The 20,080-nt window shown below is 71.4% G+C and carries 19 protein-coding genes and 1 pseudogene; 4 read left to right on the top strand and 16 right to left on the bottom strand.

Features of this window, described 5'->3' with window-relative positions; genetic code table 11:
* Positions 1-7: 7 nt before the first annotated feature.
* The 3 genes and pseudogenes from IE247_RS35115 to IE247_RS33290 all read left to right on the top strand — a co-directional run.
* A complete protein-coding gene (locus IE247_RS35115; RefSeq protein WP_373305650.1) occupies positions 8-163 on the top strand; it encodes an acyl carrier protein in 156 nt (51 codons plus the stop codon).
* Positions 164-179: 16 nt separating this feature from the next.
* A complete protein-coding gene (locus tag IE247_RS33295) occupies positions 180-1,004 on the top strand; it encodes a class I SAM-dependent methyltransferase (protein ID WP_229869520.1) in 825 nt (274 codons plus the stop codon).
* Positions 1,005-1,260: 256 nt separating this feature from the next.
* Positions 1,261-2,499 (top strand): annotated as a pseudogene (locus IE247_RS33290) (MFS transporter); the annotation flags it as partial.
* A gap of 198 nt (positions 2,500-2,697) precedes the next feature.
* On the opposite strand, the gene hypE reads toward IE247_RS33290, so the two are convergent.
* The 16 genes from hypE to IE247_RS33215 all read right to left on the bottom strand — a co-directional run bounded on the left by hypE (position 2,698) and on the right by IE247_RS33215 (position 17,889).
* Positions 2,698-3,687 carry a hydrogenase expression/formation protein HypE gene (hypE, locus tag IE247_RS33285; RefSeq protein WP_229869521.1) on the bottom strand — a complete coding sequence of 330 codons (990 nt, stop codon included), beginning with the start codon at positions 3,685-3,687 and terminating at the stop codon, positions 2,698-2,700.
* Positions 3,688-3,793: 106 nt separating this feature from the next.
* Positions 3,794-4,918, bottom strand: a complete 1,125-nt coding sequence (gene hypD / locus IE247_RS33280; RefSeq protein WP_190127103.1) for a hydrogenase formation protein HypD — start codon at positions 4,916-4,918, stop codon at positions 3,794-3,796.
* Positions 4,915-5,178, bottom strand: a complete 264-nt coding sequence (locus IE247_RS33275; protein ID WP_190127102.1) for a HypC/HybG/HupF family hydrogenase formation chaperone — start codon at positions 5,176-5,178, stop codon at positions 4,915-4,917. The genes hypD and IE247_RS33275 overlap by 4 nt, the downstream gene beginning before the upstream one ends.
* Positions 5,179-5,219: 41 nt before the next feature.
* Positions 5,220-7,607 carry a carbamoyltransferase HypF gene (gene hypF, locus IE247_RS33270; RefSeq protein WP_190127101.1) on the bottom strand — a complete coding sequence of 796 codons (2,388 nt, stop codon included), beginning with the start codon at positions 7,605-7,607 and terminating at the stop codon, positions 5,220-5,222.
* Entirely contained in the window at positions 7,604-8,416 is an 813-nt protein-coding gene (gene hypB, locus IE247_RS33265; protein ID WP_190127100.1) for a hydrogenase nickel incorporation protein HypB, read from the bottom strand. The genes hypF and hypB overlap by 4 nt, the downstream gene beginning before the upstream one ends.
* A gap of 18 nt (positions 8,417-8,434) precedes the next feature.
* Positions 8,435-8,803 (bottom strand): hydrogenase maturation nickel metallochaperone HypA, encoded by a 369-nt coding sequence (gene hypA / locus IE247_RS33260; RefSeq protein WP_190127099.1) that lies wholly within the window; start codon positions 8,801-8,803, stop codon positions 8,435-8,437.
* A gap of 163 nt (positions 8,804-8,966) precedes the next feature.
* Complete coding sequence (locus tag IE247_RS35110; protein WP_373305647.1) at positions 8,967-9,071, bottom strand: DUF6893 family small protein; 105 nt, start codon at positions 9,069-9,071, stop codon at positions 8,967-8,969.
* Positions 9,065-9,595, bottom strand: a complete 531-nt coding sequence (locus IE247_RS33255; protein WP_190127098.1) for a hydrogenase maturation protease — start codon at positions 9,593-9,595, stop codon at positions 9,065-9,067. The genes IE247_RS35110 and IE247_RS33255 overlap by 7 nt, the downstream gene beginning before the upstream one ends.
* Positions 9,592-11,082, bottom strand: a complete 1,491-nt coding sequence (locus IE247_RS33250) for a hypothetical protein (RefSeq protein WP_373305646.1) — start codon at positions 11,080-11,082, stop codon at positions 9,592-9,594. The genes IE247_RS33255 and IE247_RS33250 overlap by 4 nt, the downstream gene beginning before the upstream one ends.
* Positions 11,079-11,732 carry a DUF6084 family protein gene (locus IE247_RS33245; protein ID WP_190127097.1) on the bottom strand — a complete coding sequence of 218 codons (654 nt, stop codon included), beginning with the start codon at positions 11,730-11,732 and terminating at the stop codon, positions 11,079-11,081. The genes IE247_RS33250 and IE247_RS33245 overlap by 4 nt, the downstream gene beginning before the upstream one ends.
* Positions 11,729-12,376: a DUF5947 family protein gene (locus tag IE247_RS33240; RefSeq protein ID WP_373305645.1), complete on the bottom strand. Its 648-nt coding sequence runs from the start codon at positions 12,374-12,376 to the stop codon at positions 11,729-11,731. The genes IE247_RS33245 and IE247_RS33240 overlap by 4 nt, the downstream gene beginning before the upstream one ends.
* 8 nt (positions 12,377-12,384) lie before the next feature.
* Positions 12,385-12,918: a NifU-related iron-sulfur-binding protein gene (locus IE247_RS33235; protein WP_190127096.1), complete on the bottom strand. Its 534-nt coding sequence runs from the start codon at positions 12,916-12,918 to the stop codon at positions 12,385-12,387.
* On the bottom strand, positions 12,915-14,699 hold the full coding sequence (locus IE247_RS33230; RefSeq protein WP_190127095.1) for a nickel-dependent hydrogenase large subunit: 1,785 nt from the start codon (positions 14,697-14,699) through the stop codon (positions 12,915-12,917). The genes IE247_RS33235 and IE247_RS33230 overlap by 4 nt, the downstream gene beginning before the upstream one ends.
* 70 nt (positions 14,700-14,769) lie before the next feature.
* On the bottom strand, positions 14,770-15,846 hold the full coding sequence (locus IE247_RS33225) for an NADH-quinone oxidoreductase subunit B family protein (RefSeq protein WP_373305649.1): 1,077 nt from the start codon (positions 15,844-15,846) through the stop codon (positions 14,770-14,772).
* A 530-nt stretch (positions 15,847-16,376) separates the two neighbouring features.
* The gene (locus IE247_RS33220) at positions 16,377-17,060 is read right to left on the bottom strand and encodes a ScbR family autoregulator-binding transcription factor (protein ID WP_190127093.1); all 684 of its coding nucleotides are present in this window, start codon (positions 17,058-17,060) and stop codon (positions 16,377-16,379) included.
* Positions 17,061-17,310: 250 nt separating this feature from the next.
* Positions 17,311-17,889 carry a TetR family transcriptional regulator gene (locus IE247_RS33215; protein ID WP_190127092.1) on the bottom strand — a complete coding sequence of 193 codons (579 nt, stop codon included), beginning with the start codon at positions 17,887-17,889 and terminating at the stop codon, positions 17,311-17,313.
* An 854-nt stretch (positions 17,890-18,743) separates the two neighbouring features.
* Between IE247_RS33215 and IE247_RS33210 the strand changes: the two genes are divergently transcribed.
* Positions 18,744-19,919, top strand: coding sequence for an IS701 family transposase (locus IE247_RS33210; protein WP_190127091.1), 1,176 nt, complete (start codon positions 18,744-18,746; stop codon positions 19,917-19,919).
* Positions 19,920-20,080: the final 161 nt, after the last annotated feature.

Raw genomic sequence — 20,080 nt, 5'->3', positions numbered from 1 at the left:
CCTCGCCATGCGCCTCACCAACCGCATCAACACCACCCTCAACACCCACACCACCATCCACACACTCTTCCAACACCCCACCCCCGCCGAACTCGCCAAACACCTGGCCGAACCCCGCCGGGAGCGGCCAGTGCTCCGGCGTCGAACCGGTCCCCGTCCCTGACACATAGGAGCCAGAAGTGTTCGTGCCTCAGATCCTGGTCAAGAGCGAAGAGATCTTTGAACCCGAGCTGCACATATCGCAGTACGACCGGGCGCGGGAGATATCGAAGTATCTGCTGATGCACTACGGCGAGCTGGACGACGTGTTCGAGAGAGCGGGCCATCCGCTCGCCGCGGCGCACGGCTACCCCCGCCGGCTGTCGGAACTTCTCCGGGAGAGCGCCAGAACGACCGGTACCCGCGTCCGTACCGCGCTCGACGTGGGATGCAATGTCGGCGGGGTGAGCCACGCGCTGAGCACCTGGGTCGAGGACCGGGTGGTGGGAGTGGACATCAGCAGGCGGTCGATCGAGGTCGCCAAGGCGCTGACCGTCGGAGGCGGCGGGGTGTTCAGCATCGTGCAGCAGGGGCCGTTCACCAAGGACGTCGAAGTACGGCTTCCGTACCCGGAGTCCTGCGCGCGGGTGGAGTTCGAGGTCGGGGACGGCGCGGACCTTGAGTCGGTCGAGGGCTCCTTCGACGCCGTGCTGCTGTCCAATGTGGTGGACCGGGTGGCCGATCCCGAGCTGTGCCTGCGGCAGTTCGGCGCGTCGGAGCGGACGCTGCGCAGCGGCGGGCTGCTCATGATCGCTTGCCCGTGGTCCTGGTACCCGGAGTACAGCGCCCCCGAATCATGGCTGGGGTCCGCGCGGGACGCCACCCCCAGCGAGGAGGCGGTCAAGGCCCTGCTGGCCAGTGACTTCGACCTGGTCACCGAGGTCGATGAGGCATGCGTACTGCGCCAGAACCCCCGTGAGTACGACTACTTCGAAGCACATGTCACCGTCTGGCGGAAGCACTGAGGACCTGACCTGACCTGACCTGGAACCGGACCGGAACCGGACCCGTCAGCGGCCGGTCCGCGCGACACCGCTCGCGCGGACCGGCCCGTGACCGGACAGGGGGTACCGCCCCGCTCCGACAGCTGTTAAATTCATGATCATGCTTATTCCTCGTGTTTAGGACCTGATCCTGACCGCACCCACGGGTGCGGCACTTCAGCGTCCCTGAAAATGTGCGCCGCGCCGTCCGCGCGCCGCCTTTCCGAGGAATATCCCCATGACTGCGCCTTCGCGCGTTCCTTCGTACTCCGCCGTGCTGCGGACCCGGTATGCCTGCCGCACCTTCGGCGCGGCCCTGCTGGGCCGTCTCTCCTACGGAATGATCTCGCTCTCCCTGCTGCTCGCCATCGCGGGCGGCACCGGCTCCTATGCCGTGGCCGGGACCGTGATGGCCCTCTTCGGGCTGACCAGCGTCTTTCTGTCCCCCTTCCGAGCCGCCCTGGTCGACCGGTACGGCCCGGGCCGCGCGCTGCCCCCAATGGCCATCGCGTACGCCCTGCTGCTGGCGGTGCTGGCCCAGGTCACCTGGCGGCCCGGCGCTTCCGGACTGCTGCTCGGCGCGCTGGCCGCGGCGGCCGGTGCGTGCACCCCGCCGCTGGGCCCGGTGATGCGTACGCTCTGGAGCGATCTGCTTCCCGACAAGGCGATGCTCCGGCGGGCCTACAGCCTGGACTCCATCGCCGAGGAGATCCTCTTCGTCACCGGGCCGCTCCTGGTGGGCGTGCTGGCGAGCGCCGCGGTACCCGCCGCCGGTGTCGCGGCCAGCGCCGTGCTCATCCTGGTCGGCACGCTCGCTCTCGTCCGTACCCCGCCGGTGCGCGCGGCGGCCGCCCGCCGGGCGGAGCGGGGGCCGGTCCCGAAGCGGCCGAGGCGGCGGGATGCCGCGCCGGGCGGCCGCCGTCCGCGCGTGCCGATCAGCAAAGGGCTGCACGGCGTCATCGCGGTGTCGGCGGGCGTCGGTCTGTGCCTGGGCGCGCTGGAACTCCTGGTCGTCGCCTTCGCCGACCGGCTTCAGCAGCCCGGGGCGGTGCCCTGGGTGCTGGCCGCGCTCTCGGCCGGCAGCGCCGTCGGCGGACTGGTGTACGGAGCCGTCGACTGGCGGGGCTCGGACCGCTCGCGTCTGGCAGTGCTCGCCGCCGGGCTCGCGCTGGTGCTGGCCACCGCCGGGCTCGCCCCGAATCTGTATGTGTTCGCCGGACTGACCGCGCTGGCGGGAGTGTTCGTCGCGCCCGCCATGACCACGGCGTACATGATCGCGGACCGTACCGCCGCCCCCGAGACGCGCACCCGGGACAGCGCATGGGTCAACACCGCGCTCAACGCGGGGATATCGGGCGGTACGGCCGGTGTCGGGCTGCTGGTGGGGCAGGCGCCCCTGGCGCTCTGCTTCGCGCTGGCGGCGGCTCCCGCGCTGCTGACCGCGGTCGGACCGCTGATCGGGGCCGACCGTACGGGCGGGAGCGAGAGCGGGGGCACGGCCACAGAGGCCGCCCCAGCGCAATGCGACACCGACACCATCGCCGACACGGGTACCGACACCGCCACCGACGCCCGTAAGGCGGCGCCCTCCGGGAAATCGCTGCTGTGCCCGTGTGGTGTCCCGGCGGCGGGTCGCCCCGCCGCCGGAACACCGGTGTCACGGCACACGGCGGCCTCAGCAGATCCGCGGCAACTGCTCGCCGAGCGGCAGATCGACCACTCTCGTACCGCCGAACGCGGTGCGGGCGACCACCATCCCCGGGTGGTCCGGCACACACTCGCCGATCACGGCGGCCCGGGCTCCCAGGGGATGCGCCCGCATCGCGGCGAGGACCGCTTCGGCGTGCTCGCGGGGCACGAAGGCGACGAGTTTGCCCTCATTGGCCACATACATCGGGTCCAGACCGAGGATCGCGCAGGCGTTGGCGACCTGTTCGGGCACCGGCACGGCGCGCTCCTGGATCAGCACACCGACGCCGGCGGCCGAGGCGATCTCATTGAGGGAGGCCGCCAGCCCGCCCCGGGTGGGATCCCGCAGAACATGCAGATCCAGGGTGACCGCGAGCATCGCCTCGACCAGACCGCCCAGGGCCGCGCAGTCGCTTCGGACCTCGACGCCGAACTCCAGCCCCTCGCGCACACTCATGATCGCCACTCCGTGGAGCCCGATCTCACCGCTGACGATCACCACATCGCCCGGCTCGGCGCGCTGCGGACGGATGTCCACGCCGGGCGGGATCAGCCCGATGCCCGAGGTGTTGATGTAGACGCCGTCCCCGTGGCCCGACTCGACCACCTTGGTGTCGCCGGTGACCACCTCCGCCCCGGCCGCTCGGGCCGCTTCGCCCAGCGCCTGGGCGACCCGGCCGAGCAGCGCCGTCTCGACCCCCTCCTCCAGAATGAAGCCGCAGGACAGATAGGCCGCCCTGGCACCGCTCATGGCGAGGTCGTTGACGGTGCCGTTGACCGCGAGATCGCCGATGCTGCCGCCGGGGAAGAACAGCGGCCGGACCACGAACGAGTCCGTGGAGAACGCGAGACGCGCCCCGCCGACGCTCAGCGCGGCGCTGTCGCCAAGCGCGGCCGCCGTCCGGCCGCCGAACGCGGGCAGGAAGATGTGCTCCACCAGCTCGGCGGACATGGCCCCGCCCCCACCGTGCCCCATCACCACCCGGGGGTGGTCCCGCAGCGGCAGGGGACAGGTCCAGCCGCGGAGGTCCGGTGCGACGGCGGGGGCGCCGACGGCGGGGGCTTGGAGTCCGGACAGGGTGTCAGCCAACGGGGTTCGCCTCCAGCGGTGCCGCCGGGCTCCCCAGACGGCGGTACAGGTAGTAAGCGGCACAGGCGCCCTCGCTGGACACCATGGTCGCGCCGAGCGGGGTGCGCGGAGTGCACACGGTGCCAAAAGCCCCGCACTCGTTCGGTTTGAGGAGGCCCTGGAGGACTTCACCGCTGCGGCACTCGGCGGGCTCGCGGGTGGTGATGCCGCCGACCTCGAAGCGGTGCTCCGCGTCGAGGTCGCGGTACCGTTCGGAGAGCCGCCAGCCGCTGAGCGGGATCACGCCGATCCCGCGCCAGGACCGGTCGGTGACCTCGAAGACGTCCGCCAGCATCGCCCGCGCCGCCGGGTTGCCCTCCGGCCGCACCGCGCGCGGATATGCGTTGTCGACCGTGTGCTCACCGCGCTCCAACTGCCGCACCGTGCGCCGGACGCCCTCCAGGATGTCGAGCGGCTCGAAACCGGTGACCACGATCGGCACCCGGTGGCGCGCGGCCAGCGCCGGATACTCCTCCGTACCCATCACACTGCACACATGGCCGGCCGCCAGAAAACCCTGCACCCGGCAGTCGGGCGAACTCATGACGGCCTCGATGGCGGGCGGCACCCGCACATGCGAGACGAGCACGCTGAAATTGCGGATGCCGAGCTTGCGGGCCTGGTGCACCGCCATGGCGTTGGGCGGGGCGGTGGTCTCGAAACCGATGCCGAAGAACACCACCTCGCGATCCGGGTTGTCGATCGCGATACGCAGCGCGTCCAGCGGCGAGTACACCACCCGGACGTCGCCGCCCTCGCCCCGTACCCGGAACAGATCGCGGCCGGTGCCCGGCACCCGCAGCATGTCCCCGAAGGAACAGAAGATCACCCCGGGTCTGGAGGCGATCTCCAGAGCCTTGTCGATGATCTCCAGCGGGGTCACACAGACGGGACACCCCGGACCGTGGATCAACTCGATCCCCTCGGGGAGCAGTTGATCGATGCCATGGCGGATGATCGTATGCGTCTGACCACCGCACACCTCCATCAGCGCCCAGGGCCGCGTCACCGCCGCCCTGATATCGTCGAGCAGCCCGCGGGCCAGCTCCGGATTCTGGAACTCCGCCAGATATCTCACCGTTCCACCTCCAAGGGATCGCCGAACTCCTCCTGGAGCAGACCCAGCTCCGCGAAGAGTTCGAGCGTCTTCAGCGCCGACTCCTCGTCCAGCCGTTGCAGCGCGAACCCGACGTGCACGATGGCGTACTCGCCCACCGCCAGGTCCGGCAGATACTCCAGGCACACGTCCTTGACCACACCGCCGAAGTCCACGACGGCCATCCGGGTGCCGTCGCGCTCCTCGATCTCCATCACCCTGCCGGGCACGGCCAGACACATGGAGCTGTCTCCTCTCAGAACTCTCGGGACTCTCGGGACTTTCAGACCTCTTGGACTTCTTGGACCTCTCGTGACTCTTGGGCCTCTCCCGTCACGACCCACGCGGCCACCATCAGCTGGCCGAGGGCCAGCCCGCCGTCATTGGGCGGTACGAGGCGGTGCCGCAGCACCGTGAACCCGTCCGCCGCCAGGCCGCGCGCGCAGCCGGACAGCAGCAGCGCGTTGCCGAACACCCCGCCGGTCAGCGCGACCGTCTCCAGCCCGTGGCGTTCGCGGGCGCTCGCGCAGACGCGCCGCACCACATCCGTCACCGAGGCGTGGAAGCGCGCCGCCACCAGCCCGCCCGGCGCTCCCGCCCGCAGATCGGCCACCGCCTCGCGCAGCACCGGGCCCGGGTCGGCCAGCTGTCCGCCGTCGCCGTCCACCAGTGCGAAGCGGTAGCCGTCGCCGTACGCCGGGCCGTGGGCGTACGCCGCGCCCTCCAGCTCGACGGCCGCCTGGGCCTCGTACCCGCTGCGGTGACAGATCCCGGCGAGCGAGGACACCGCGTCGAAGAGCCGGCCCATGCTGGACGTGGGCACGGAGTGCGGCGGCCCGGTGTCCAACAGGCTTGCCAGCACCCGGAGTTCGTCCTGAGGGCAGACGGCGACGGGCGGCAGATCGCCCGCCCACTCGATGCCGGCGGCCCGCAGATGGGCCAGTGCCATCCGGTAGGGGCGGGCCACCGCCGCGTCGCCGCCCGGCAGGGGCACGTACGCGAGATGGGCGAAGCGCCGGAAGCCCGCGTAGTCCGCGATCAGCACCTCGCCGCCCCACACCGCGCCGTCGTCCCCGTACCCGGTGCCGTCGAAGGCGACGCCGATCACCGGCCGACAGCCGTCGAGGCCGTGCTCCGCCATCGCCGCCGCGACATGCGCGTGATGGTGCTGCACCCGGGCCACCGGCCGCCCGCCCGCCCGGCGCGCCGCGCGGGCGGCCGAGCGGTAGCCGGGGTGCCGGTCGGCGGCCAGCTCGGCAGGTGCGACACCGGTCAGCGCGCCGAGGTGGTCCGCCGCGCGGTCGAAGGCGTCGAGCGTCGCCAGATTGTCCATGTCGCCGATGTGCCCGGACAGCCAGGCGTGCCGCCCCTCGGCGAGCGCCAGCGTGTTCTTCAGATCGCCGCCCGCCGCCAGCACCGGCCGTACCGCCAGCGGGAGCGCGACGGGCAGCGGGACGAAACCGCGCGACCGGCGCAGCGGCAGCGTCCGGCCGTCGACGACCCGCACCACCGAGTCGTCGCACGGGACATGGATCGGCCGGTCGTGCGCCAGCCAGGCGTCGACCAGCGGCGCGAGCCGTTCGAGCGCCTCCGTGTCGTCGGTGACGATGGGCTCACCGGCCAGATTGGCACTGGTCATCACCAGCAGCCGGGGCCCGGCCGGATCACCGGGCAGCCCGAGCAGCAGCTGGTGCAGCGGGGTGTACGGCAGCATCACCCCCAGGTCGGGACCGCGCGGCGCGACGGCTTCCACGGCCGCCCGGCCCGCGGCCGGGCCGCCCCGGCGGCGGCGCAGCAGCACGACCGGCCGGACCGGGCCGGTCAGCAGCGCCCGCTCCGCCGCCCCGATGTCCACCAGCGGTTCGACGTCGGCGAGTTCACGCGCCATCAGCGCGAACGGCTTGTCGCCCCGGTTCTTGCGACGGCGCAGCAGCGCGACGGCGTCCTCGTTCCCGGCGTCGCACGCCAGGTGGTAGCCGCCGATCCCCTTGACCGCCAGGACCGCACCGGCCGTCAGCAGCTCCCGCGCCCGGCGCAGGGCCTCCTCCCCGCCGAGCGGCGCGCGCCCCGGCCCGAGCAGCGAGAGCCGGGGGCCGCAGTCGTGGCAGGAGACCGGCTGCGCGTGGAAGCGCCGGTCCGCCGGATCGCGGTACTCGCGGGCGCACTCCGGGCACATAGGGAAGCCCGCCATCGTGGTCGACGCCCGGTCGTACGGCAGATCGGTGACGATGGTGAAGCGCGGACCGCAGTCGGTGCAGGTGATGAACGGATGCCGGTAACGGCGGTTCCCGGGGTCGGCGAGTTCGGCCAGACATCGGTCACAGGTCGCGCTGTCGGGCGGGACGATGCTCCGGCCCCGGGAACCGCCCGGCCGCGAGGGCGCGATCGTGAAGCCCCGCGCGCCGGTGACCGGGATGTTCTCGTGCCGTACGGAGACCACCCGCGCCGACGGGGGCGCGTCCGTCCGCACCCGCAGACAGAACGAGTCGACGGCGTCCCGCGGTCCCTCGATCTCCGCGAGCACTCCGTCGCCGGTGTTGCCGACATGGCCGCGGAGCCCCAGCTCGGCGGCGAGCGTGAACACGAACGGCCGGAACCCGACCCCCTGCACCACCCCCCGCACGGCGACCCTCCGGCGCAGCGCGACGGACGGCTCGCGGGAAACGGTCACCGGTGGTCCGCGACGGGGTGCTCCGCGACCGGGTGGTCATGACGGTGGCCGTGGGGCACGGAGTGCGGGTGGGCGTGCGGCACCGAGTCATGGTCGCGGGGGTGCACCGGGGGGCGTTCCGCCGTACGCGACATCACCGGCCGGTGCGCCTTCGCGCCGTCCCGCACGGCGAGCGCCCGGTCCAGCAGCACACCGGCCCCCTGCCCCCGGCGGGCCGAGGTGAACACCACCTCCACCCCCGGATTGACCCGGTCCACATTCCGCAGGAAGAGATTCCGGTCGAACTCCACGGCCTCGGCGATATCGGTCTTGGTGACCACCACGAGCTGGGCCAGACCGAACGCGCCCGGATACTTCAGCGGCTTGTCCTCCCCCTCCGTCACCGACGCCAGCGTCACCCGCAGCGACTCCCCGAGGTCGTAGGAGGCCGGGCAGACCAGATTGCCGACGTTCTCCACGAAGAGCACCCGGGTGTCCGGCGGCAGCCAGCCCGCCAGATATCCGCGCAGCATCACGGCCTCCAGATGGCACAGCCCGTCCGTGAACACCTGCTGCACCGGCACCCCGGTACGGGCCAGCCGCCGGGCGTCGTTCTCGGTGGCGAGATCGGCGGTGAGCGCGGCGACCGGCACCCCGCGCCCGTGGGCGAGCGCGAGTTCGGCCTCCAGCAGCGCGGTCTTCCCGCTCCCCGGACTGGAGAGCAGACTGACGGCCACAGTCCCCCTGGACGCCAGCTCGGACCGCAGCGCCCGCGCGCTGTCGTCATTGCGGGCCAGGACCGCCTGCCGGAGATCGGCCGTACCGCACATGGCATTCCGCCTTCCTCGTCAGCCGTGCACGGGCAGCGGGCCCGGTGCCCACTCGACCTCACGGATCTGAAGTTCACGCCCCGTCAGCAACTCCGCCCGCGCGCCGCCGCACCCCGGGCAGCGCAGATCGGGCGGCAGCCCCGGAGCCCACTGGGTCCCGCACGGCTCGCACCGGGCCCGCGCCGGGACACTCCGGGTGATGAGCAGCGCGCCCTCCAGCACCGTCCCGGCGCAGGCCAGCGAGAAGCAGAAGTCCAGTGCCCGGGGCACCACACCGGCGAGTTCGCCGACGTCCAGCCGCACGGCCGCCACCCCCGTCGCACCGCGTTCGGCCGCCGCGGTCGCCACCTGGTCGACGACGGCCGCCGCGATCGACATCTCGTGCATCGGCCGGCCTCGCTCCAGGATCGCGCTCCACAGGGCCGGCAGCGGCCCGGTATCCGGCGTGACAGCCCTCCCATTGCACGGCGGGCCGGCGGTGGGAGCGCGACGCCACGCCGTCGGCACGGCCGGAGCCACCCTGTTGGCAGCGGCGCAGGGCCCGCCCGCGTCACATCCGGGAGATGCGCAGATACCGCTTGAGGTCCGGCAGACTCTGCCAGAGCACCACCGCGGCGGCGGCCCCCAGGGCCGTGGCGAACACGGTCTTCAGCATGACGACGCCTTTCTTCTCCCGGACCGCCGCGTCCCGGCGGTCTCCTCCGCGAGCACATCGAGGATCAGTCCGACGGCCTCCGCCGCCCCCGCCGAGACCTCGGCGCTCAGCCCGATGCCCTCCACGAGCGTCCGGGGTTCGCAGCCGACCACCAGCACCCGTTCGGGCGGTGTGCCCCCGGTGCCCGCGCTCAGTGTGGCCAGCAGCGCCAGCACCGCGTCCGGGCCCATCCGGTGGCCGTCCAGCGCCGGTACGTCGGCGGGCTCCACCGGACCGGTGTCCGCCTCGATCAGATACACCGTGCCCGGCGGCCCGCCGCGCGAGACCGCGTCGACGAGCAGCAGCGTCCGGTAGCCGTCGAGGAGCCGGTACGCCAGATGGACGCCCCGTACCCCGTAGTCGACGACATCGACCCCGGCCGGCACGGGAACCCCCCTGAGCCGCCGGACCGTCTCCACCCCGAACCCGTCGTCGCCCAGCAGGATGTTCCCCACCCCCGCCACCAGCACCCGGCCGCCGCTCACGACTCCTCCACGGGAGTGACCTCATCGGGCTGGAAGTAGCGGAACCTGCCCTGCTCGCGCCAGAGATCCGCGCCCGGATCGCCCTCCACCGTCACCGCCAGATGCACCGAGCCGTCGACATCGCGCAGCACGGCCTCCACCAGAGCGGTCCGCCCGTGCAGAAAGAGATCCTGCGCGTCGGTACGCCGACGGCCCGGCCCCAGCACCACCCGGCTGCCCGCGCCGACCCGGTGCCCCGCGATGAGGACCCGGTCCCGGGCGGGGTCCACATCCCGGTCGGCCCCCGGATCCCACCAGGGGCGATCGGTGCCGTACGGATCACCCCCGGTCCGGTCCGGCGGCGCTCCCGGGTCGCCGGTGACCTCGCGCAGCGCCCGGACCGCGCCGTGCAGCCGCTCCAGCACCTCGGGCGGCATCGAGTCGGCCAGGTCGATCACCGCGCCTGCGCGGTCGTCGGTGCCCCGGGCCTCGCGCTTCTCACGGTCGGTCAGCGCCGCCGTGCGCAGGGCCAGGATCTCGTCGATCTCGGTGGCGTCGTAGAGCGCGCCGGGGCTCTCCGGCGCGATCCGGGGATGGTCCTCCAGAATGATCGGCGAGGACAGCACCACCTGGTCGCGGCCCGGTTCGCCCGCCAGCACCGGCCAGGTGTGCTCATTGCGGCACTGGGCCGCCGCCGCCCCCGCCCACTGGGGAGGGTCGGTCATCGAGAGGAAGGAGCCCCGGTCGAGGGCGAGCAGCAGATGCGCCGAGACCAGGGAGTGCGGCAGCGCCGCCTCCCGGCGGGCCCCGCCGGTCGCGCCCCCGGGGCTCTCCGCGGTGCCGGGGCTCTCCGCGGTCCTGGTGTTCACGCTGCCGGTGTTCTCCACGACGGCGGTCAGCCGGACCGTGCGACACGGCCCGGGGATCTCCGTCGTACGCAGCCTGATCACCCCGGCGACCGCCTCCCGCGCGAGCAGCAGCCGGCCCACTCGGGCGCCCGAGTCCTCGACCGTCTCCTCCTCGTACCGCGCGGGCAGCCGGAAGGCGTGGGCGACCCCGCCGTCGCGGGCCAGGTCGGACACCGGCACGAGCAGCCGGATCCGCTCCTCCAGGCCCTCGTCCCAGGCGACCAGGGTGCGGTCGCTCAACTCCAGCTCCGCGACCGTCTCATGGCCGCCGTCCCCGGTGGCCTTCTGGACGGTTCTGCGCCGTGCCCGCAGGAAGCGCAGCTCGACCGCGAGCCGCGCGCCGTCGCGGGGCTCCATCAGACACTCGGTCCGCTGATGGACCTGGTCCGACGCGTCGCCGCCGGGCGGCACGAGCACCCCGAACTGCCAGCGCAGCCGGTTCTTCGCCGCCGACGCCCGGTAGGGGTAGAGGACATACCCTTCAAAGAGCACCGCGTCGGCGAGCTGCCGTACCGCCCCGAGGCGTTCCTCCAGCCCGTCGGGGAGGACGTCCGGTCCGGTGTACGCGTCCGCGTCCGTGTCCGTGTCTGTGTCCGTCACAGCGCGCCCTCCCCGACCTCGGCCGGTTCGGCCGTGCTGAGGAGCGCGCGCACGGTCGCCTCCCAGGAGGGCAGCGCCCGCCGGGTGCGGAAGGCGAGCAGACCGTCGATGACATCGCCGGGCAGCCGCAGCCAGCCGCAGCCGGGGAAGTGCTGCTCGATCATCTCCCGCCACACCTTCACCGGCAGCCGCGCCGAGGTCTCCCGGTCCCAGGAGACCGGGGTGACCTGGAAACCTGCCGGGCCGCTGAAGACGGTTCCGGAGAACAGCAGCAGCAGCGGCACATCCCCCTCGTCGAGCGCCCGGAAGTAGCGGGTCGCGGCGATGTCCAGGTCATAGGTGCACGGCACCGCGACATCGATCTCGGTCTCGCCGGTGAACCCGGGCACCATCAAGGAGACCTGGGCGAACTGGATCGGGTTGAGCGTGCTGCCCCAGCGGGAGCGGTCGCCGAACAGATCGGTCAGCCGCTCGCCCTCGCGCTCGGCGTAGGAGCGGCGCGCCGGTTCGATGCGCAGCTGGCAGCGGAGCGCCACGGCGTGCACCCGGGCTCCGCCGGGTGCGGTGATCCGCAGCCGGAATACGAGGGTGGGGCCGGCGGCGTGCCGGTCGGCCCGTACCTCCGTGCAGCCGAAGCGGAGTTCGGTCATCTCAGGATCTCCTCGGGCAGGGTGCGGGCGCGGTCCGCCACGGCGGCGAAGAAGGCGTCGAGTTCGGCATGGGCCTCGGCGCCGCCGTCGAAGCCCCGCCAGCGCAGCCGCATCCGGCCGACCAGCTCGTAACAGAGGTCGATCGGCACCAGGAAGCACTGGACGCGCTCCCGGGTCCGGCGCAGCAGCAGGGCCTCCACATCGGGCTCCAGCGCCGCCGCCAGCCGGCTGTCGCCGAAGACGGTCCGCCAGGCCGTCGCCGCGAGCTCGCTCTCGGTGGCTCCGGCGGGGCCGGGGTAGCACAGCACCGGAGCGTCCAGGGCGGAGTTGAACAGCAGGAAGGCGGTGCTCACGGGGATGCCGAGGGTCGCCCAGGCGGCCTCGGCCACCTGGTGGCGGGGGTCGGTGAGACAGCGGTCGGGCACACCGCGGTAGCGGTCTCCCGCCGCCCCGGGCCGGTTCAGGAGCAGCGCGCAGGCGGTGCAGGCGCAGACGAGGGCGCGTTCCGCGGTGTCCGCCAGATGCCGGTGGCCGGGGGCGAGCCGGATGCCGCAGAAGGCGCAGCGCTCCGGCTTGGGCGGGGCGGGCGCGCGCATGCCGCGCAGCAGCGCGGTGCCGGGGCGGGGGAGTGGATGTACGGTCACGGTCACGGTCACCGGACGGCGTCCGTCGCGGTCCCGGCGTCCGTCGCGGTCCCGGCCTCCGTCGCCGATGGCGGACGGCTGCCGATCTGGAGCAGGGCGGGGTCCTGTCGCCAGAGCACCGAGGTCACCTCCGGCGCGTGGCAGGCGAGCGCGTTCTCGACTTCCCGCTCGTCTCCGCCGCCTCCGCAGCCGCCTCCGCACCCTCCCCCGGACCCGGCCCGGCGCAGTGTCAGCGTGCCGCTCCCGGGGTCGTGGCCGACGAGCACGGCGGGTGTCCCGGGCAGCGAGTCCAGGGCCCGGACGATCCGCGCGCCGACGTCCTCGGGGTGCAGATCGTGCAGGACCAGCAGCCCGGCCGCCGCCGGATGGTCCAGGGCCCGCGCGAGCGCGCCCGGCTCCAGCGCCCCCACCAGCGCGGCCAGGCCCTCCCCGTAGAACGCCATCAGCTCGCGCACCAGATCCTCGCCCGCCTCCCGGGCCCCCGCCCCGGTCAGCCGGTCCAGCGCCTCCTGCACGCGCAGACCCGTCTCCTCCGCGCTCATCCGGTCAGTCCGCTCAGCCCGGTCGGGACGTGCAGCTGCTTGAGGGTGCGTCCGCCGCCCACGTACATGTGCACCCCGCAGGGCAGACAGGGGTCGAAGCTGCGGACGGCCCGCATGATGTCGATGCCCTTGAAGTTCTCCGGGGAGTTCTCCTCGAAGATCGGGGTGTTCTGCACCGCGTCCTCATAGGGGCCGGGGGTGCCGTAGGAGTCCCGGACGCTGGCGTTCCAGGGGGTGGGGGGATACGGATGGTAGTTCGCGATCTTTCCGTCGCGGATCACCATGTGGTGCGAGAGCACCCCGCGCACCGCCTCGGTGAAGCCGCAGCCGATGCTCTCGTCGGGCACCTCGAACTTCTCCCAGGTCTGGGTCCGCCCGGCCCGGACCTCGGCCAGGGCCTTCTCCGCGAAGTGGAGCGCCGCGGCGGCGGCGTACGCCTGGAAGTAGGTACGGGCGCGATTGCGCTCGATGGCATTGCTCCACCGGGGGATCTTCCACTCGAAGGTGGTCTCGGGCTTCGTCATCGAGCGCGGCAGATTGATCACCACGCTGTGGCCGGTGGCCTTGATGTAGCCGATGTCGACCAGCCCGGAGAGCGCCGTGGACCAGAGCCGGGCGATCGGGCCGCCGCCGGTGTCCAGCGCCAGATGCTCCTTGCCGTCGAACCAGCGCGGCGACATCACCCAGCTGTACTTGTCGTCGAAGTCCCGCTTCTGCGGGGCCGGGATGGTGTGCTGGTTCCACGGGTGGCGGGGGTCGACCGGGTTGCCCAGCGGATCGTGGGTGACGAAGAGGTCCCTGCCCTGCCAGTCCTCGTAGTACGAGCTGCCGAGCAGGATCCGGATGCCGAGGTTGATCTCGGTGAGATCGTTGGTGACCAGCTTGCCGTCGACCACGACGCCCGGGGTGACGAACATCTTGCGGCCCCAGTCCGTCATATTGCGGTACGTGAAGTCGCAGTGGTCCGGGTCGTTCAGGCTGCCCCAGCACCCGAGGAGCACCCGGCGGCGGCCGACCTCCTCGTAACCGGGCAGGGCCTGGTAGAAGAAGTCGAAGAGATCGTCGTGGAGCGGCACGACCTTCTTCATGAACTCGACATAGCGCATCAGCCGGGTGAGGTAGTCGGTGAACAGCTGGACGGTGGCGACCGTGCCCACCCCGCCGGGGTAGAGCGTGGAGGGGTGGACATGCCGCCCCTCCATCAGACAGAACATCTCCCGGGTGTACCGGCTGACATGGAGCGCCTCGCGGTAGAACTCGCCCTCGATGGGGTTGAGGGAGCGCATGATGTCGGCGATCGTGCGGTATCCGTGCTCGCCCGCGTGCGGGGCCTCGGTGCGCTCGGCCATCTCCAGTACGCCGGGGTTGGTCTCGCGCACCATCCGCTCGCAGTAGTCGACCCCGACCAGGTTCTCCTGGAAGATGTTGTGGTCGAACATGTACTCGGCCGCCTCGCCGAGATTGATGATCCACTCGCCGAGGTGCGGCGGCTTCACCCCGTACGCCATGTTCTGGGCGTAGACCGAGCAGGTGGCGTGGTTGTCGCCGCAGATCCCGCAGATCCGGCTGGTGATGAAGTGGGCGTCGCGCGGGTCCTTACCGCGCATGAAGACGCTGTAGCCGCGGAAGACGGAGGAGGTGCTGTAGCACTCCGCGACCTTCTTCTGCTTGAAGTCGATCTTTGTATGGATGCCCAGGCTGCCCACGATCCTGGTGATCGGGTCCCAGCTCATTTCCACCAGGCCCATGCCGTCGCCGGCCGCCTTGGTCGTTGGTGCCATGTCTCTCTTGTGCCCTTCTGCGAGCGAGCGGAGTGGGGGCGCGGCGGTGGGCCGGGCGGCGGGCGGGGGTTCAGCGAGGGGAGCGGTGGCCGGTCTTCGGCGCCCGGCCGGGCCTGCGCCAGCGGGGTTCCTTGTCGAGGGTCTTCGCGGTGATCGTGCGGAGCCGGCGGATCACCGCTCCGTAGGCGGAGCTGGCGTTGCTGGAGACATGCGATCCCGGCGGGGCGTCCATGAACGGCATGAACTTGTCGGGGAAGCCCGGCATGGTGCACCCGATGCAGATGCCGCCGACATTGGGACAGCCGCCGATGCCGTTGATCCAGCCGCGCTTGGTGACATTGCACTTGACCACCGGGCCCCAGCAGCCGAGGCGCACCAGACACTCCGGGGTGCCGTAGTCGGCGGCGAACTGGCCCTGCTCGTAGTAGCCGCCCCGGTCACAGCCCTCGTGCACGGTCGCGCCGAAGAGCCAGGCCGGGCGCAGCTTGTCGTCCAGAGGGATCATCGGGGCCGAGCCGGCGAGCTGGTAGAGCAGATAGGTGAGTGTCTCCGCGAAGTTGTCCGGCTGGACGGGGCAGCCGGGCACGCAGACGATCGGCAGACCGGCCTTGGAGGTCCAGTCCCAGCCGAGATAATCGGGTACGCCCATTGCTCCGGTCGGGTTGCCCGCCATCGCGTGGATGCCGCCGTAGGCGGCGCAGGTGCCGATCGAGACGACGGCGGTGGCCTTGGGCGCGAGCCGGTCGAGCCACTCACTGGTGGTGATGGGCTGACCGGTCTCGGGATCGTCGCCGAAGCCGCACCAGTAGCCCTCCGCCTTGATCTGCTCATTGGGGATCGAACCCTCGACGACCAGCACGAACGGGTCGAGTTCGCCCCGGTCGGCGGCGAAGAACCACTCCACGAAGTTGTCCGCGCCCTGCACCGGGCCGCACTCGAAGTCGATCAGGGGCCAGTGCACGGCGATCTCCGGCAGGCCCGGCAGGGCGCCGGTGACGATCTCCTCGATGCTGGGCTGGGTGGCCGCGGTCAGGGCGACGGAGTCGCCGTCGCAGCTCAGGCCCGCGTTGATCCAGAGGATGTGCACGGGCCCGGTGGCGGCTTCGGGTTCGGTGGTGCCGCTGGTCGTTGTCGCACTCACGAGGATGCCTCCCTAAAAAGGGATGAATCGATGGAAATCGCTTATTAAGTTCATAGCATCTTGTGGTGAGTGATGAGGGTGCGCGATCCCGCGCGATCGTCCGGAAAGCCGCATCGGGCGGGCCGTCCGGGTGGCGATGCCGGGGCGATGCCGAGGTGATGCCGGGGTGGTGTCTCGCACGGCGTCCGGGCGGATCGCCCCTGGAGGACCGGGCCGGGGCGAGGGCGGCGCGGCGGGGGCGGTCGCGGTGGTGGTGCGGTGTCACCGGCGTGTGGCGGTGGTCGCGGGGAGTGCGTACGGCTGTCGACGGGAGTGTGCGACGGGGGAAGTCGTCCGCCGTGAGGGTGCCCCGTCGTTCTGGAGCCGGCTCGCTGCTGCCTCGTCCCCTCGTGGGCGGTTCCTGCCGCGGCGGCCGGGCGCGTCGTGCTCGGCTCGCGGCCCGCCGGGTCGGCGTACTGCGAAACCCGGCCGAAGAGTCGGCTCCGCGCTGTCGGCGGAGGCCGGAGAGGGCGGGGGACGGGGCCGGGAGGCCGCCGTCAGGCGGCGTTTCCCCGGTCGGGGATCGACGGGCAGGCGAGCAGGGCTCCTTCCCCGCAGGGGATCACCGCGCGGATGACCTCCAGGGTGCGCTCCGTGATGTCGGCCCGGTCGTTGAGCACCCAGGAGATGTGCTGGGCCCCGAAGAACGCGGAGACCAGCACCCGGGCGAGCGCCTCCGGAGAAGTGCCGGGCTTGAGTCCGTCCTCCTCCGCCGCGGTCTTGAGCCAGCCGTAGATGATCTCGGTGTACTTCGCGTAGGGGAGCGGCAGGGCGGCCCTGATCAGTCCCCGCTCTATCTGGAGGCGCGCGCCCGCCCGCATCATCGTGTCGTCGCGGAAGGCGATGGCGGTACGGGTGAGCAGTTCCGCCACGGCGGCGACCGGCGCGAGACCCAGCGCCGAGACCGTCTTGGCGACCACGGGGAAGCGGCTGTCGAACTCCTCGATCACCGCGACCGCGAGGGCTTCCTTGTTGGTGTAGTGGAAGTACACCGCTCCCTTGGTCATGCCGGTCAGTTCGGCGACGTCGAGGATCGTCACGGCGGGAAATCCCTTGCTCGCGAAGGCTTCCGCCGCCGCGTTGAGGATCCGGGTCCGCGTACGGATCGCCCGCTCCTGTTTGAGTTCCTTGATGCCTTCGTTGGCCTGCCCGGTGCTGCCTCGCTCGGCGATGTCAGTCATGCCTAGTCTCCGCATAGTGATCATTGCTGTAGCTGACTCAGTGTAGACAATCGATGCACGAGCTGTTTCTGATCCCGCAGGGAGAATATGCACCAGTATGGCGGAGCGGGCGAGCCCCGGGAGGGGCGGTCCCGGGTGATGGCCCGAACTCTGTCTGTACGTCTGAACACACTGTGCGGGAACGGTGTGGGGATTGTGTGGCTCACATTGTCCCGCTGTGGCGGTGCCGGGTGTGCGTGGCGGTCTCGGCTCACGCCGTGCACGGCATCATCAGTCGCCACATCCTGCCGAACCTGTCCGTCAGATCGTCCAACTTGCGCGCGGGCGCGGTCCAGTAGCTCCCGAAGACCATGGCCAGAATCATCCCGCCCAGCACTTCCGGATCGTGTTCGCCGGGAAGTTCCCCCTGCTCCTGGGCGATCCGCAGCAGACGGTCCAGCTGAAAGGCGAAGCAGCGCAGAACGGCCGCGTCCCGGCGCTGTGTCGAGGCTTCCTCCAGCACCAGCCGCAGCCCGGCCCGGAAGCGGAGGTCGCTCTGGAGCCGCTGGACGAAGCCGAGGGCGAGGCAGTGCGAGGACTCCAGGGCCGACCGGTCGGAGTCCTCGGTGCGCCTCAGCAGTCCCTGCCATTTCTGGTCGAACAGAGCGACGACGGCGGCCGCGAGCGCGGCCTTCGAGGGGAAGTGCCCGTACACCGCACCCTTCGTCATGCCGGCCTGGGAGGCGACCCGTTGCAGATTGGCTCCGACGAACCCCTGGACGGCGAACTCGTCGGCCGCCGCGTCCAGGAGCGACTCATGAGTCCTGTGTGCTCTGTCTTGTATGACCACGACGTTCCTTTGTGTCCACTGAACAACAAAACACCTTCGTCAGGGAATTTTTTCTTGCCGGGGCGCTCCCCAGCAAGAGGGGGAGAGCCGCCGCGCAAGCGATTTGGCCACGTCGGGACCGTGAACCGTCCACTCGCTCCCGATGGGTCACGACCCCGTCGGGAACGTCAAGACGGAAGGTGCCGACTGAGTCATTCCCGGCCATGGAGCGGGGGTTGTGGCGGAAGTGCTGCGATGGCTTTCGGACGTATGGCGCGCGGGAGGAGCGCGGCAGCCGGGCGCGGAGGGGGCTTTTGTCGGCCGTTTCGCCCGGGTGGCCGGGGGCCGGGTGGCCGGGTGGCCGGGGAGTGCGAGGGGCGGGCGCGTGCCCTCACCTCCGGCCCGGCGGCGAGGAATCGCTTGTGAGCGCGCCGGTCGGCTGGGGCTTCTGAAAGCGAATGAGCATCCGGAGGCCCTCTGGGGCAGGCCGACCTGTCCGGGCCCCTGGGGCTGATGTGATCGATGAGGCGACGGGGGTCCGGGGAATGGGTCTGGCGCAGATTCGTCGGCCGCCCGAGGGCGGAGCGGCTGGGGGATTTCGGTGTGCCCTGTTGGGCAGGAATCCTTGCCCGGCGTGCCGGGCCGAGGGAACGCGGCCCGGCGGGCCGAGGTGACGAGCCTGCCGTCGGGCGGGCATCGGGGTGGGGATCCCAGTATCCGGGCTGGTCAGAGCCTGAGGTCGCAAAGTAGCAGGAAATTTTCACAAAAATTCGTTCTAGAAGGTATTTTTATTCGAGCCTGATCACTGAGGACGCCATCAGGGTGCAAGTCAGACGAGGGGGGAGCGCTACGTGTCGTCGTGCGCTACAGCATGCATGCCGTCGGCCTATCAGCACTTGATACCGGGCTTCGTGGAGGAGGTGTTCGGCCAGCTCCAGAGAGTCGATCAACGGCGGTGGGCCAGTGCCTACCTCGGGGGGCTGCTCAGCGTGCCAGGAAAGAAGACTCTGCAACAGGTCGCCAAAGCCGTTTCGCACACACCCGCCGCCGCCCATGGGCTTCAACAGTTCATCAATTCCAGCCCCTGGCAATGGCACCCGGTGCGCCACGCGCTGAAACGGAAAGTCGCGCAGCATGTGCCCGTGCGGGCCTGGAGCATAACGGAAGTGGTCATTCCCAAACGGGGGCACCACTCCGTCGGCGTCCACCGGCGGTTCGACGAGGAGGCCGGGCGCACCATCAACTGTCAGGTCGCCCTCGGGCTGTTCATGGCCTCGGACGCCCTGGCCATCCCCGTGGACTGGATGATCGTGCTGGACGAGTCATGGTGTGACGACGCCTATCGGCGACAGCGGGCCAGGATCCCCGACAGCGTCACCCACCGTCCCGACTGGGCGCATGTGCTGGACTTCGCCGCCCGGGTCACCGACGAGCGCCAGGCCGCCTCGGTCCCCTGGGTCGCCGACTTACGGGGCTGCAGAGACGTCCTCCCCGTCACCTCCAGCTTCGCCCGTCAGGGCATCGACTTCATCTTCGAGGTGAACGCCGCCCAACTCGTCCTCAACCCGAAGTCCTCGGCCGCCGTGGTCACCGCCGCCGAACTGATGCGGAACGGTCAGGCGCGCCAGCCGCACCTGGTCACCATGGAGGGCGGCAGTGACTGGCCCCGGCAGAGCACCGTGTACTCCGCACAGATCCGGCTGCCCCGCCAGGGCGCGCCCAGCGGCTCGCCGCCCCGCACCCACCGGCTCATCGCACGGCCGTCCCGCCGGGGATGGCCCGGAGCGCGCTACTGGATCACCAGCTTCACGGACCGCCGGGTCGACGAGACCCTCGCGTATCTGCGGCACACCAGGTCCACCGAGTCCGCCGTGATGACGCTGGAGGAGGACTTCGGCATCCAGGACTTCGAGGGACGCTCCTTCCCCGGCTGGCACCACCACATGACCATGGCCTCCGCGGCCTACGCGTTCCGCCATCTCTACCCGGTCCACGCGCCGGACGACCACCGGGCCGAGCCGCCGCGCCTCGCCGAGCGGTACCCCGCGTGACCGTACGGAACGGCTCCGCCCCGGCGGACGGACCCCGAAGCCTCCCGAACCACGACGGCGTAACACCCCGGCCCCGGGTCCCCCGCCCCCGCCGCCCCTAGGCCGTTTCTTAGCGATCACCTTGCTGACCAGATGTGGATGGCGGCGAGGTGGAGTCCGGC

Origin of the sequence: Streptomyces inusitatus (genome assembly GCF_014651115.1) — a bacterium.
GTDB lineage: Bacteria > Actinomycetota > Actinomycetes > Streptomycetales > Streptomycetaceae > Streptomyces > Streptomyces amakusaensis.
Note: the sequence above shows the minus strand (reverse complement) of the source record. Positions and strands in the feature narration are given on the sequence as shown.

Coding starts and splice junctions, on each gene's coding strand:
- hypB (WP_190127100.1), bottom strand. CDS start 8,416: ATGTGCGGTACGGCCGATCTCCGGCAGGCGGTCCTGGCCCGCAATGAC.
- IE247_RS33230 (WP_190127095.1), bottom strand. CDS start 14,699: ATGGCACCAACGACCAAGGCGGCCGGCGACGGCATGGGCCTGGTGGAA.
- IE247_RS33235 (WP_190127096.1), bottom strand. CDS start 12,918: ATGAGCGCGGAGGAGACGGGTCTGCGCGTGCAGGAGGCGCTGGACCGG.
- IE247_RS33210 (WP_190127091.1), top strand. CDS start 18,744: ATGCCGTCGGCCTATCAGCACTTGATACCGGGCTTCGTGGAGGAGGTG.
- IE247_RS35115 (WP_373305650.1), top strand. CDS start 8: ATGCGCCTCACCAACCGCATCAACACCACCCTCAACACCCACACCACC.
- hypE (WP_229869521.1), bottom strand. CDS start 3,687: ATGGGGCACGGTGGGGGCGGGGCCATGTCCGCCGAGCTGGTGGAGCAC.
- IE247_RS33245 (WP_190127097.1), bottom strand. CDS start 11,732: ATGACCGAACTCCGCTTCGGCTGCACGGAGGTACGGGCCGACCGGCAC.
- IE247_RS33275 (WP_190127102.1), bottom strand. CDS start 5,178: ATGTGTCTGGCCGTGCCCGGCAGGGTGATGGAGATCGAGGAGCGCGAC.
- IE247_RS33220 (WP_190127093.1), bottom strand. CDS start 17,060: ATGACTGACATCGCCGAGCGAGGCAGCACCGGGCAGGCCAACGAAGGC.
- hypA (WP_190127099.1), bottom strand. CDS start 8,803: ATGCACGAGATGTCGATCGCGGCGGCCGTCGTCGACCAGGTGGCGACC.
- IE247_RS35110 (WP_373305647.1), bottom strand. CDS start 9,071: ATGCTGAAGACCGTGTTCGCCACGGCCCTGGGGGCCGCCGCCGCGGTG.